General features: G+C 71.6%; 10 protein-coding genes. 3 read left to right on the forward strand and 7 right to left on the reverse strand.

Annotation, left to right across the window (positions count from 1 at the left end; genetic code table 11):
• Nucleotides 1–137 precede the first annotated feature (137 nt).
• Entirely contained in the window at nt 138–1,901 is a 1,764-nt protein-coding gene (gene arc / locus ACSC1Q_RS17615) for a proteasome ATPase (RefSeq protein ID WP_436759785.1), read from the reverse strand.
• A gap of 205 nt (nt 1,902–2,106) precedes the next feature.
• Complete coding sequence (locus tag ACSC1Q_RS17620) at nt 2,107–2,985, reverse strand: tRNA (adenine-N1)-methyltransferase (RefSeq protein WP_436759786.1); 879 nt, start codon at nt 2,983–2,985, stop codon at nt 2,107–2,109.
• A gap of 300 nt (nt 2,986–3,285) precedes the next feature.
• Between ACSC1Q_RS17620 and ACSC1Q_RS17625 the strand changes: the two genes are divergently transcribed.
• Nucleotides 3,286–4,395 carry a GNAT family N-acetyltransferase gene (locus tag ACSC1Q_RS17625; RefSeq protein ID WP_436759787.1) on the forward strand — a complete coding sequence of 370 codons (1,110 nt, stop codon included), beginning with the start codon at nt 3,286–3,288 and terminating at the stop codon, nt 4,393–4,395.
• 110 nt (nt 4,396–4,505) lie between these two features.
• Here ACSC1Q_RS17625 and ACSC1Q_RS17630 read toward each other — a convergent pair whose 3' ends face one another.
• Together ACSC1Q_RS17630 and ACSC1Q_RS17635 are read right to left on the reverse strand one after the other, a co-directional pair.
• Nucleotides 4,506–5,729: an aminotransferase class III-fold pyridoxal phosphate-dependent enzyme gene (locus tag ACSC1Q_RS17630; protein ID WP_436759788.1), complete on the reverse strand. Its 1,224-nt coding sequence runs from the start codon at nt 5,727–5,729 to the stop codon at nt 4,506–4,508.
• A 225-nt stretch (nt 5,730–5,954) separates the two neighbouring features.
• A complete protein-coding gene (locus tag ACSC1Q_RS17635) occupies nt 5,955–6,878 on the reverse strand; it encodes a carbohydrate kinase family protein (protein ID WP_436759789.1) in 924 nt (307 codons plus the stop codon).
• An 89-nt stretch (nt 6,879–6,967) separates the two neighbouring features.
• Here ACSC1Q_RS17635 and ACSC1Q_RS17640 point away from each other — a divergent pair, with 89 nt between their 5' ends.
• A complete protein-coding gene (locus tag ACSC1Q_RS17640) occupies nt 6,968–7,567 on the forward strand; it encodes a TetR/AcrR family transcriptional regulator (protein WP_436759790.1) in 600 nt (199 codons plus the stop codon).
• Between the two features lie 197 nt (nt 7,568–7,764).
• Here the strand turns inward: ACSC1Q_RS17640 and ACSC1Q_RS17645 are convergent, their stop codons facing one another.
• On the reverse strand, nt 7,765–8,553 hold the full coding sequence (locus ACSC1Q_RS17645; protein ID WP_436759791.1) for a serine/threonine-protein kinase: 789 nt from the start codon (nt 8,551–8,553) through the stop codon (nt 7,765–7,767).
• A gap of 120 nt (nt 8,554–8,673) precedes the next feature.
• Here ACSC1Q_RS17645 and ACSC1Q_RS17650 point away from each other — a divergent pair, with 120 nt between their 5' ends.
• Nucleotides 8,674–10,734, forward strand: coding sequence for a cation:proton antiporter (locus tag ACSC1Q_RS17650; protein WP_436759792.1), 2,061 nt, complete (start codon nt 8,674–8,676; stop codon nt 10,732–10,734).
• Nucleotides 10,735–10,910: 176 nt separating this feature from the next.
• On the opposite strand, the gene ACSC1Q_RS17655 is transcribed toward ACSC1Q_RS17650, so the two are convergent.
• Nucleotides 10,911–12,392: an FHA domain-containing protein gene (locus ACSC1Q_RS17655; RefSeq protein ID WP_436759793.1), complete on the reverse strand. Its 1,482-nt coding sequence runs from the start codon at nt 12,390–12,392 to the stop codon at nt 10,911–10,913.
• On the reverse strand, nt 12,389–12,823 hold the full coding sequence (locus ACSC1Q_RS17660) for a hypothetical protein (RefSeq protein WP_436759794.1): 435 nt from the start codon (nt 12,821–12,823) through the stop codon (nt 12,389–12,391). Before ACSC1Q_RS17660 ends, ACSC1Q_RS17655 begins: the two co-directional genes overlap by 4 nt.
• Nucleotides 12,824–12,833 lie beyond the last annotated feature (10 nt).

Consider the following 12,833-nt stretch of genomic DNA (forward strand, 5'->3'; position numbering starts at 1 on the left):
TCCCCGTGACGGCTGTCTATTTCTGTCCACTTCTGGGACGACTGTGAAAGGAGATACGGATTTATGCGACAAAGGGATTAAAAACGCCGGTGGCGCGGCCCCCGCGATGAGGAGCCGCGCCGCCGGTGACGCGTGATTTACAGGTACTGGCCGGTGTTGGCCACCGTGTCGATGGAGCGTCCGGCCTCGGTGCCCTGCTTGCCCGTCACGAGGGTACGGATGTAGACGATCCGCTCGCCCTTCTTGCCGGAGATGCGGGCCCAGTCGTCGGGGTTGGTGGTGTTGGGCAGGTCCTCGTTCTCGGAGAACTCGTCCACGCAGGCCGCCAGCAGGTGCTGGATCCGCAGGCCCTTCTGCCCGGTCTCCAGGAACTGCTTGATCGCCATCTTCTTGCCCCGGTCGACGATGTTCTGGATCATCGCGCCGGAGTTGAAGTCCTTGAAGTACAGGACCTCCTTGTCGCCGTTGGCGTAGGTCACCTCAAGGAAGCGGTTCTCCTCGCTCTCGGTGTACATCCGCTCGACGACCCGCTGGATCATGCCCGAGATGGTCTCCTGCCGGTTGGCGCCGTGCTCGGAGAGGTCCTCGGCGTGCAGCGGGAGCTCGGGGATGAGGTACTTGGAGAAGATGTCCTTGGCCGCCTCGGCGTCCGGCCGCTCGATCTTGATCTTGACGTCCAGGCGGCCGGGCCGCAGGATCGCCGGGTCGATCATGTCCTCGCGGTTGGAGGCGCCGATCACGATCACGTTCTCCAGGCCCTCGACGCCGTCGATCTCCGACAGGAGCTGGGGAACGATGGTGTTCTCGACGTCGGAGGAGACGCCGGAGCCACGGGTCCGGAAGATCGAGTCCATCTCGTCGAAGAACACGATCACCGGGGTGCCCTCGGAGGCCTTCTCGCGAGCCCGCTGGAAGACCAGGCGGATGTGCCGCTCGGTCTCGCCGACGTACTTGTTGAGAAGCTCGGGACCCTTGATGTTGAGGAAGAAGCTCTTGCCGGACTGGCCGGTCTTCTCCGCGACCTGCTTGGCCAGGGAGTTGGCGACGGCCTTGGCGATGAGCGTCTTGCCGCAGCCGGGCGGCCCGTAGAGCAGGACGCCCTTGGGCGGGCGGAGCTTGTGCTCGCGGAAGAGGTCGGCGTGCAGGTACGGGAGCTCGATGGCGTCCCGGATCTGCTCGATCTGCCGCATGAGCCCGCCGATCTCCTCGTAGGAGATGTCGGGCACCTCCTCCAGGACGAGCTCCTCGACCTCGGACTTGGGGATGCGCTCGTAGACGTAGCCCGAGCGGGGTTCGAGCAGCAGGGAGTCGCCCGCCCGGATCGGCTGGTCCATCAGCGACTCGGCGAGTTTCACCACCCGCTCCTCGTCGGCGTGCGAGATCACCAGCGCGCGCTGGCCGTCCTCAAGGAGCTCCTTGAGCATCACGATCTCGCCCAGGTCCTCGAAGCCGAGGGCCTCGACCACGTTGAGCGCCTCGTTGAGCATGACCTCCTGGCCACGCTTCAACGCCTCGACGTCCACCGCGGGACTCACGTTCACCCTGAGTTTGCGGCCGCCGGTGAAGACCTCCACCGTGCCGTCTTCTCTGGTTTCGAGGAAAACACCGAATCCGGACGGCGGTTGCGCCAGCCGGTCCACCTCCTCCTTCAAGGCGACGATCTGGTCCCTGGCCTCCTTGAGGGTGGCCACCAGACGCTCGTTCTGGCCGGTTACGGCCGCGAGGTTCGCCTGCACGTCATGGAGACGCTCTTCGAGAATCCGGGCCTGCCGGGGAGACTCCGTCAGCTTCCGACGCAACGCGGTGATCTCCTCCTGCAGGAAGGAGACCTGTGTTGTGAGGTCGGCGACCTCCCGTTCGCGCTGCGCGGCACGAGCCTCAGCGTCGTCGCGAGCTGCCACGGCGTCACCTCCTTCCCAGTCGAGACCGACTACTCAAAACCCTACCCATCTGAGGGCTGTCCCTTACCTGGCTGAGCAGTGTTCATATAACTACATTAAGTGCGTGATGATTAATCCCTTTTGGTGCTTTTAGTCCTAGAAGTATAAGAACACGAAGGTCTGCGCCCGTGTCACGCTCTCACGGGCCGTCGTGGCCGAATCGTCATCATGTGGCGGAAGACGTGGAAGTCGTGGACTCCTCGCCATGTGCCCCCTTCGCCGGACGTCTACGTCGAGGTGGTGGCGTCACCCCGTCGGCCATGCGACGGGCCGAGACCAGGAACCCGGTGTGGCCGACCATCCTGTGGTCGGGCCGCACCGCCAGCCCCTCGACGTGCCAGTCACGAACCAGGGTCTCCCACGCATGGGGCTCGGTGAAACTCCCGTGCTCCCGCAGAGTTTCGACCGTACGCGACAGCTGGGTTGTGGTCGCCACATAACAGCAGATCACACCACCTGGGGTGAGAGCGCGGGCCGCGGCGTCCACACATTCCCAGGGGGCGAGCATGTCCAGGATGATCCGGTCGACGTCGCTCTCGTCGAGATCCTCGGCGAAGCCGCCGACCACCAGACGCCACTGCTTCATCGGGCCGCCGTAGAACTTCTCCACGTTCTTGGTGGCGATCTCGGCGAAGTCCTGGCGCCGCTCGTACGAGGTGAGGGTGCCCTCGGAGCCGATGGCGCGCAGCAGGAAGCAGGTGAGCGCGCCGGAGCCGACGCCCGCCTCCACCACCCGGGCGCCGGGGAAGATGTCGGCCATCGCCACGATCTGGGCCGAGTCCTTGGGATAGATCACCGCCGCGCCGCGCGGCATGGAGAGCGTGTAGTCCTGGAGGAGGTGCCTGAACGCCAGATACTGGGTGCCGCCGGACGAGCGCACGACCGAGCCCTCGGGCTGGCCGATCAGCTCACTGTGCGGGATTCCGCCCTTGTGCGTGTGGAACACGCCGTCTTCTTTAAGCGTCACCGTGTGGCGCTTGTTCTTGGGGTCGGTGAGCTGAACCTGATCCCCGGCCTGAAACGGCCCATGCCTGCGAAAACCCATGACCGCAAGGTTATCGGCGCGCGGCCGCGGCCTGTCCCGTCCCGGCGGACGCCCGGACGGCGGCGCGAGACCGGTCCCGCGGCGGGTCCACACAGCGGTCCGCCCCGTGATCCGCACAGCGCCCCTCGCAGGCCCCTCGCAGGCCCCTCACAAGCCCCTCACAGGGCCCCTCACAGCGGCCATCACGGTGATCCTCGCGGTGATCCTCACGGTGGCGGAGGGGTGAGGGGCCCGGGAGAGCGGGGAGACCCTCCGCAAAATGATTCGCCCCTTTACGAGGCACCTGGTAGCTGTTGAACCGTGTTTCCAGAAGAAGTGATCCCCGCGGGTCCCGTCATCCTGAGACCGTTCGTCCCGGCGGACGCCGAGGCGATCGTCCGCGCCTGCTCCGATCCGGAGATCGTGCGGTTCGTCCCCCTCGTCCCCTCCCCCTACACACTGGACGACGCTTTCCGGTACGCGGAGGTGACCCGGGAGCAGTGGAAGGCCGGAGGGGCCCCGTTCACGATCGCCGACCCAGCGACGGACGGGTGGCTGGGCAACATCAGCCTGAAACCCGCCCGTCCGCGGAGCACCAGCGAGATCGGCTACCTGGTGGCGCCGTGGGCGCGGGGCCGCGGGGTGGCGGGGGCGGCCACCGCGGCGCTGACCGCGTGGGGCTTCGCCCACGGGCTGGAGCGCGTCGAGCTGCTCACCGACGTGGAGAACCTCGCCAGCCAGCGGGTCGCCCTGGCCGCGGGCTTCCGGCGCGAGGGCGTGCGGCGCGGGGCCGAGGAGCAGCGTGACGGCACCCGCCGCGACCTGGTGGCCTTCGCCCGCCTGCCCGGCGACTCCGGCGAGCGCGTGAGGCCCCTCCTGCCGGGATTCCCCGGCGGCTCGCTGACCGACGGGGTGGTGCGGCTCAGGCGGCTCACCCCCGCCGACGCCGCCGACTACCTGGCGCTGCGGAACCTGCCCGACGTCGTGAAGCACCACGTCCCGTCCGAGGTCGCCACCCCTGAGGAGGTCGAGGAGCGCTGCCGCACGGCGGGCGCGGACTGGCTGGCGGGCACCGGGGTCGAGGTGGTGATCCTGGACGCCGCGACGGACGCGTTCGCCGGGGACATCCAGCTCAGCGGGATCGTCCCGCCGCTGGGACAGGCCATGACGGGCTACAGCGTGCTCCCGGCCTTCCGCGGCAGGGGCTTCGCCGCCCGGTCGGTGCGGCTGCTGACCGACTGGGCCTTCGAGCACACCCCGCTGGGCCGGATCATCGCGGGCACCGCCCCGGACAACACCGCCTCGCAGATCGTCCTGGAGCGCGCGGGTTTCACCAAGGAGGCGCTGCTGCGCGGCCTGCTGCCGGGACCGGACGGCACGCGCCTGGACGACCTGCAGTGGTACCGCCTGCGGGACGACGCCCGGAGCTAGCCGCGCACCGCCGACCCGGCGGACGTCCTGCCCTCGGACGTCCCGGCCGACGGACGCCCTGACCCGAGGGCGTCCCGGCTCGCGGACGTCCTCCGGCGTCCGGCCGGGGCTCAGTCGGCGCCGAAGCGGGCCCTGAGCTTGGCGTAGGCGGCGTCGGTGCCCTGCAGCGCCCGGTCGATGTCGGCGTCGGTGTGGGCGGCCGACAGGAACCAGTTGTGCCACGGGTGGAGATAGACCCCCTCCTCCAGGCAGGCCGCGGCCCAGAACATGCCCTTGTCGAGGGTCGCGTCGCCCTCGAAGGAGAGCCACGGGATCTGCACCGGCCCCGTCTGGTTGACCGTGAACCCGTGGGAGGCGGCCTGGGCGGCGAGGCCCTCGCGCAGGCGGGTGCCCGCGCGCTCCATCAGGGCGATGCCGTCGATGTCGCGCAGCGTCTCGATCGTGGCCTTGGCCGCGGCCATCGGGGCGGCGTTGAACCAGAAGGAGCCGGTGGAGTAGAGCGTCTGGGCGGGCCCGCGCAGGGAGTCCACCCCGGTGACGGCGGCGATCGGGTGGCCGTTGGCCATGGCCTTGCTGAAGGCGTACAGGTCGGGGCGCACCCCCAGGGGCTCCCAGGATCCGCCCAGGTCGATCCGCCAGCCCCCGCGCACGTCGTCGATCACCAGCGCGGCGCCGATCCGGTCGGCCAGGGCCCGCACCCCCCTGGCGAACTCCGCGGCGACGAGCTCCTGGTCCTCGAACGAGTCGTGCTTGAACGGCGTCACGATGATCGCGGCGACGTCGCCCTCCGCCCGCGCCGCGGCGGCCTCGGCGCCGGCGAGGTCGTTGTAGGTGAACTCCACCAGGTCCGCGCGCTCGTTGGGGGTGGTCCCCGCCGTGCTGGGCGTGCACCACGGGTCGGCGCCGTGGTAGGCGCCGTGCGCCATGAGGACCTTGGTCCTGCCGGTGGCGGCGCGGGCGACCATCAGCGCCTGGGTGGTGGCGTCGGTGCCGTTCTTGGAGAACATCACCCAGTCGGCCTGCGGGACGGTCTCCACCAGCAGCTCGGCGAGCTCCACGTAGACGGGGCCGGGGCCGTTGAGGCAGTCGCCCGCGGCGAGCTGGGCCGCGACGGCGCCCTCCACGGCGGGGTGACGGTGGCCGAGGACCATCGGCCCCCAGGAGCACATGAGGTCGACGTACTCGCGCCCGTCGGCGTCACGCTGGCGGCAGCCCTCACCCCCGACGAAGAACTGCGGGTAGGCGGGACCGTGCAGGGCCGCGTTGAGATGGCCGTACATGCCGCCGGGGACGACCTTGGCGGCCCGCTCCCTGAGTTTGGCGTCGATGGACATGCGTCGTCCTTTCACGTCTGGGGGTCATGTCTGGGCTCACGGCTGGATGCGTTCCGGCTGGATGCGTTCCGGCTGGATGCGTTCCGGCTGGATGCGTTCCGGCTGGATGCGTTCCGGCTGGATGCGTTCCGGCTGGATGCGTTCCGGCTGGATGCGTTCCGGCGGTTCGCCGCCGCTCCCGCCGCCCGTACGGCCCCGGGGGGGCGGGTCGTACGGGCGGCGGGGTCACTTCTCGTCCCGGAGTTCCCGCGCGCCGTCCAGGCCCGCGTCCGAGCCGAGGCCCCCGGCGACGCGGGCGGCCACCGCGGTGCCGAGCCGCGCGGCGCCGGCCACGTCGCGGCCGTCGACCAGACCGGCGACGAACCCGGCGCAGTAGGCGTCGCCGCATCCCGTGGTGTCGACCACCGGCACGTCGAGGGCGGGCACGCGGGTGAGGCCCTCCGCGTCGGCGATCAGGCTGCCGTCCGCGCCGAGCGTGACCAGGACGGCCGAGGTCCCCTCGGGCAGCAGGGCCAGCAGGGACCGCGCGGCCTCCTCCACATCGGCGGCGCCGCTCATCAGCAGCGCCTGCTCCTCGTTGGGCAGGAGGTAGTCGACGTGCGGCAGGAAGGCGCGGACCCCCTGCATGAGGTCCGGCATGTTGGACAGCAGGTCCATCGTCACGATCGTGCCCGCCGCCCGCGCCTCGTCCAGCAGCGCGTAGAACGCGGGGTCGTACAGGCCCCAGGTGGCGTCCATGCCGCCCAGGTGCACGACCCGCGCGCCGAGGACGGTCTCGCGGGCGACGTCGGCGGTGGACAGGCCCAGGTTGGCGCCGGGTACGTGGAAGGACGGGCGCCCGCCGTCGGGACGGATCGGCAGGATCGAGGCGGCGGTCTGCTCCCCCCGCTTGCGGACGATCCCGGTCACGTCGACCCCGCGCCGCCCCATCATCACGAGGAGCAGGTCTCCGAGCTCGTCGTCGCCGATCGCTCCCACCGAGGCCACCGGGACGCCGAGCGCGGCCAGATCGACGGCGGTCGCGGCGGCGGCGCCCGCCGCGGTGACGCGGATCTGCTCCAGCAGGTGGGTGTCCTGCCCGGCGGGGATCGACTCCACCGGTCTGGCGAGCACGTCCACGATGTGCACGCCGAGGGTGACGACGGTCATGTTGAGTCCTCCTCGTGTCTTCAGCGGATAATAGACGGGCGACCGACTAAAATGTCAACGGATCCGTCGGGAAATCGGGGAGGGGCGAGGTGCCGAAGATCGTCAATCACGGCGAGCGTCGCGAGGAGGTCGTCGAGGCCGCGCGCCGCGTCATCCTGCGCGAGGGGATCGAGGCCGCCACGACCAGGGCCATCGCCAGGGAGGCCGGTTACTCCAACGGCGTGCTGACCCACTACTTCGCCGACAAGGACGACATCATGCTGTCGGCGCTGCGGTCCTCGCACCGGCGCATCGTGGAGCGCCTGCGCGGCAAGCTGGCCGGTCTCACCGGGCTGGCCGCGCTGCGCGAGCTCCTCCTCGACAACCTTCCGCTGGACGAGGAGCGCGCCGGGGAGAGCGGGCTGGAGATCGGCTTCTGGAGCCGCAGCATGACCAGCCCGGCGATGCTGGAGGCCCAGCGCGCCGAGGCCGAGGAGCTGCGCTATCTGGTGCGCAGACTGCTCGGCGCGGCGTCCGGCGCCGGGGAGATCGCCACCTCCGAGGACCTCGACGACGTCACCGAGCGGCTGCTCGCCCTCGTCGACGGGCTGAGCGCGCACCACCTGCTCTACCCGGACAGGCTCGGCGCCGCGCGCCTGGAACGGATGCTCGACGCCGAGCTGGACCGCCTCCGCCCCGCCGGAGGGTAGGGGCGGCCTTCACGCGAGACCCCGGGCCGTCCCGGACGGGATCCCGGCCCGTGTTCCCGGCGTTCCCGGCGTTCCCGGTGTTCCCGGGTGGGACGACCACGGCGGTCGGACACTCCGGACCGGCAGGACGCCCCGGCAGACGGGGCGTCCCAGGCCGCGGGGGGCGCGAGCCGGAGGCTCCCGGACCGCGAGAACGCTCAGGCCAGCAGCGCGTAGAGCCGGTCGGCCACTCCCCTGGCGGTGGGCCGCTTGGCCGCGTCGCCGAGGCAGGACTGGACCAGGTCCGACAGCTCGGGCTCCAGGCCCGGGTCGATCGACGGCGGCGTGCTGTTCAGCTTGCGCAGGGTCAGCAGCGGGTCGTGGGTGGGCAGCTCGCCGTACAGGCCGTTGCCGCTCACCGCCCAGTGCAACGTCGCGCCCAGGGACCACACGTCTCCCGCGGGGGTGGGGGTCTCCCCCTGCAGCAGCGTGGGATCGGTGAACTCCACCGACCCGATGTCGCCCATCCCGGTCACCGTCGCGCCCGGCATCAGCACCTGCGACAGGCCCAGGTCCGAGAGCTTGCCGCCGTCGTCGGTGAGCAGCACGTTGCCGGGACGGATGTCGCGGTGGACGATCCCCTCCTCGTGCAGCGCCTGCGCCGCGTGGGAGACGCAGGCGATCGCGCGCAGCACCCGCTCGCGCGCGGGAGGCTCCGCGGGACGCGCCAGCGAGCCGCCCGGCAGGTACTCCATCGAGTAGTAGAACACCCCGCCCTGCTGCCCGGCGTCGTAGAGCCGCACCAGATAGGGCGAGCGCACCGCGGCGAACGCCTTCAGCTCCCTCGTGGCGCGGCGGAACGCGTCGTTCCCGGTGCCGCCCACCACCTTCACCGCGACCAGGTCCGCCTCGACGGGCAACCGTTCCGGCCTCTTCGCCAAGTAGAACTCGCCGTGGTTGCCCGCCCCCAACGACCGGACGAACTCGTAATCGGCGATGCCTTCCACCAACGGTCTCCCTCCATGCCCGCGCGACGTTCGCGGCGACATTGCCCACACGGTAACGTCGCCCTCGACATTCTCGGGGCTTTTCATGGCATACGGAAAGCGTGTTGGCAAGTGCTCCATATGGACCTGCTCCTGCTCGACCTTGTCATCGTCCTCGCGGCGGCCCGGCTGTTCGGCGCGCTCGCCAGGCGACTCGGCCAGCCACCGGTCATCGGCGAGATCGTGGCGGGCATCCTGCTGGGGCCCACCCTGCTGGGCCCCCTGATCGGCGACCAGTTGTTCGGGCCCGAGATGCGGCCCCCGCTGCAGGCCCTGGCCAACGTCGGCCTCGTGCTGTTCATGTTCGTCGTCGGCCTGGAGCTGGACCAGAAGCTGGTCAGGGGCAAGGGCCGGATCGCGGTGACCGTGGCGCTCGGCTCGACGGTGGTGCCGTTCGTCCTGGGCTGCGTGCTCGCGCTCGCCGTCGCGGGCGAGCACGTGGGCGGCGGCAGGACCCTGCCGTTCGTGCTGTTCATGGGCGCGGCGATGGCCGCCACCGCGTTCCCGGTGCTGGCCAGGATCCTCACCGACCGGGGAATGCAGCGCATCACGCTCGGCGGCCTCGCCCTCGCCTCGGCGGCCGTCATCGACGTGCTCGCCTGGACCGTCCTGGCGGTGGTGGTGGGCATCGCCGGGGCGGGCGAGGCCGAGGGACAGTGGAAGGTCCTGCTCGCCCTGCCGTACGCGCTGGTGATGTTCCTGGTGGTCAAGCCGCTGCTGGCCCGCCTGGTGCCCGCGTACGAGAAGGCGGGGCGGCTGACACCCGGACTGCTCTCGCTGGTGCTCATCGGCCTGATCGGGTCGGCCTGGGCCACCGAGTGGATGCACGTCCACTTCATCTTCGGGGCGTTCGTGTTCGGCACGGTGATGCCCCGCGAGGGGGCGGAGCGGCTCAACCACGAGATCCTGGAACGGCTGGAGCAGCTCGCCGTGCTGCTGCTGTTGCCGATGTTCTTCGTGGTCGCGGGCCTCAACGTCAACCTGCGCGAGCTCGACCTGTCCAGCCTCGGCACCCTCGCCGCGATCCTGGCCGTCGCGATCGGCGGCAAGCTGCTCGGCTCCTACGCCGCCGCCCGGACGCAGCGGCTGCCCGCCCGGCAGTCCTGGACGCTCGCCGCCCTGCTCAACACGCGGGGCCTCACCGAGATCGTCATCCTCACCGTCGGCCTGCAGAAGGGCGTGCTCGACGACGAGCTGTACTCGCTGATGGTGGTCATGGCCCTGGTCACGACCGCGATGACCGGCCCGCTGGTGCGCAGGCTCTACCCCGACCGGCGGGTGGCCCGCGACATCGCCGACGCCGAGCGCGCCGCCCTCGGGGTGACCGCCGCCCACCGGGTGCTGGTGATCGTTCCGGAGCCCGTCGCCGAGCAGGCCCCGCTGGTCGGCCTGGCCACCACCCTGGCCCTCTCGAAAGCCCCGTCCTCGAAGGCGCCGTCCGAGGTGGTCCTGGGCCACCTGCGCCCCTACCCGGCGGGCCGCCTGGAGGTCGGCAGCGGCCTCTCCTCGGAGCTGGCCGAGCTGGCCGAGACCCTTCAGGAGCTGGAGACGCTGGCCGCCACGGCCCGCGAGCGCGGCCCGGACGGCAGGGTGGTGAGCCGGTTCGGCGCGGACGTGGCGGGCGAGCTGCCGGGGCTGGCCACCGGTGCCCGTCCCGACCTGCTGGTGCTGCCCGCCGGTGTCCCCGGTTACGCCGGGGTGCGCGACGGCGCCACCTGCCGCGTGGTGACCGTGACCGGGTCCCCGCGTCCTTTCGAGCAGGCTCCGCATCTTCTCGGGCGGGCGAAGCCCGGCTCCGAGCCGGGGCCGGTGGCGGTGCACCACGGCTCGGGGGACGACTCGGCCGCCCACGTGGCGCTCGCCCTCGCGACGCTGTGGGGACGTCCCCTCGTCCTCACCGGGGGGAACCGGGCCTCGGCGCTGGCCCAGCGGCTGGTCAGGCTCGGGGTGGAGGCCACCTCCGGCCCGGTCCCCGAGGGCGCGCTGGTCGTGGCCGCCGACACCGCGAACGCCCCGGAGGGCGCCCACCTGCTGGTCCGCGCCGAGCAGGACGCCGACCCGGTCGACTGGACCGAGGCCGTCTCCGCCCTGCGCGCCTCGGCCGCACCGGTCACACCGGTCACACCGGTCACGCGGCCCTGACCGCCTGGCCCCGGGAAGCCCCGGAGAACACGCCGGGCGGCACGGCCGTGGCCGTACCGCCCGGAAGGCGCGAGACGTTCTCGGCGCCGGGTGTTCTCAGCGGTGGGCGTTCCCGGCGACAGGCTTTCTCAGGGGTGAACGCTCTCAGGGGTGAACGCTCTCAGGGGTGAACGCTCTCAGCGGTTGCGGTGCGACTCGTAGCGCATGGTGCGCGAGACGCCGATCCGCACGGTGGTGCCGGGCAGGATCGCGACCGGCTCGTTCGGCGGGATGTCGTAGAAGTTGGGGTCGCCGGGCGGCTGGATCTGGGTGCCGTTGACCGACCCCAGGTCGACCAGGTTGACGTCCCAGCCGTCCAGCGCCACCCGCAGGTGGCGCCGGGAGACCGAGCCGTCGGGGCTGGTGACCTTGGCCGGGCGCACCGAGCCGTCGGCCACCTCCGGAGCCCGTTCGGGGTCGCGGCCCACCAGGTAGTCGGTGTCGAGCCGCAGCGTCAGGCCGTCGTCGAGGAGCAGCACCCCCAGCGGCGGGCGCGGCCCCTTGTAGGGGACGAGGGTGCGCTGGACCAGCGCGATGCCGCAGACCGCGCAGTAGGGCACGCGGGGGTCGTTGAAGTGGTCGTTCTTGCAGTCGACCCCGTAGACCAGCGGCCGCGCCTCCGGCTCGGCCGCGGGGCCGGGGGGCTCGTTGCCCGGCTGCGAGCCCCCGGGGGTCAGCAGCTCGTACTCGAACGGCTGGTCGCGCACGTCGATGGGGTCGCCGCCCATCCCGCTCGCCATCGCGGTGTCGATGTCCTCGTGGTGGACGACCGCCGGGCCCGGCCCGGTGGAGGGGCCGCCGGAATGGGCGCCCGGGTGGCCGGGAGAGGAGAGCGGGCCCTGGGGCATCGGCTCGGAGTGCCACGCCTGCGGCTGCGGCTCGCGCCGCGGCTCGACCGGCGGGGCGACCGGGGGGTAGGGCTCGGCCGGGCCCATCGGGTAGGGCGCGGGCGGGGCGGCCTCCGGAGGGGCCGACCACTCGGGGGGCGCCGACCGCTCGGGCGGCGCGGGCATCGGGGTGGGGGCGGGGGCCGCGGGCTCCATCCGGGGCGCGGCCTGCTGGACGTTCTGCCGGCCCTGCTGGGCGTGCTGGGCGTGCTGCCCCTGGGGGGCGGACTCCATCCGCGGCACGGCCCGCGGGGCGGCGCCCGCCTCGGTCAGGTCGCACCAGACCCCGCCCGCGACGATCACCCCGGCGTCCAGCCGGGACAGCGGGTGCGCGTCCCCTGCGTCGGGCAGGCGCAGCTCCACCCGGGTCACCGGACCCGGGACCAACCGGTCGGACCAGGTGAGCGCGTCACGGCCGGCGAGCTGGATCTCACCGTTCGCACCGGTCACCGACGCGAAGGCCGGGCCGCTGACCAGGACGGCCACTCCCCCGCTGACGGGACCGGCGACGGCGCACGCCACCGGCTCGCCCATCATGACGGCGAGGATCTGGGCGACCCGGCGGGCCAGCGCCCGGCCGTCGCCGCCGGAGGCCGCGGTCTCCCGCAGCGCCCCCAGCAGATCCTCGACAACGGCCTCGGCCGCGTCGCACACCAGCAGCAGGCCGCCCTCATGGGCCACCAGCCCGTTGCCCGGAAGCGGACGCACCACCCCGAAGCCCTGGTCGGTCACAGAACTCTCCCTCCCCGGAAACGCCACCGGATGAACGGCACCCTCATGGGACCGTTCGTCACCAACCAGATGCTTACCCAGACGACGGTGAAATGTGTCCAGAAGGCGGCCGGTGGGACCGGATCGATGAAATCAACTGCACCGGACCGTAGCAAAAAGTACAGCACAAGACCTTCGGGCACGAGTGTCAGCAGGCCGAACAGGGTCGGCCAGTCCTTCTCCCACCTGAACTGCATCAGGAAGTGGTATATCAGCTCCCAGACGACCCCCAGCACGGCCACCGCCGCGATGACGAGGAGGCCGTTGACGTAGCGGCCGGAGAGCGGCCCGGAGCCGGGAAGCAGCGGGACGATCAGCAGGGTGATGACCACGCCGACGGTGGCGAGCATGAACAGGCGCGTCTGAATACGGCCCAGCAGGGTCGGAACCACGGGAGATACT

Origin of the sequence: Streptosporangium heterodermiicola (assembly GCF_051390675.1) — a bacterium.
GTDB lineage: Bacteria > Actinomycetota > Actinomycetes > Streptosporangiales > Streptosporangiaceae > Streptosporangium.

Bases quoted from the DNA above. Each gene is read 5' to 3' on its own strand.
- ACSC1Q_RS17620 (WP_436759786.1), bottom strand. From the start codon at position 2,985: ATGGGTTTTCGCAGGCATGGGCCGTTTCAGGCCGGGGATCAGGTTCAG.
- ACSC1Q_RS17650 (WP_436759792.1), top strand. From the start codon at position 8,674: ATGGACCTGCTCCTGCTCGACCTTGTCATCGTCCTCGCGGCGGCCCGG.
- ACSC1Q_RS17635 (WP_436759789.1), bottom strand. From the start codon at position 6,878: ATGACCGTCGTCACCCTCGGCGTGCACATCGTGGACGTGCTCGCCAGA.
- ACSC1Q_RS17630 (WP_436759788.1), bottom strand. From the start codon at position 5,729: ATGTCCATCGACGCCAAACTCAGGGAGCGGGCCGCCAAGGTCGTCCCC.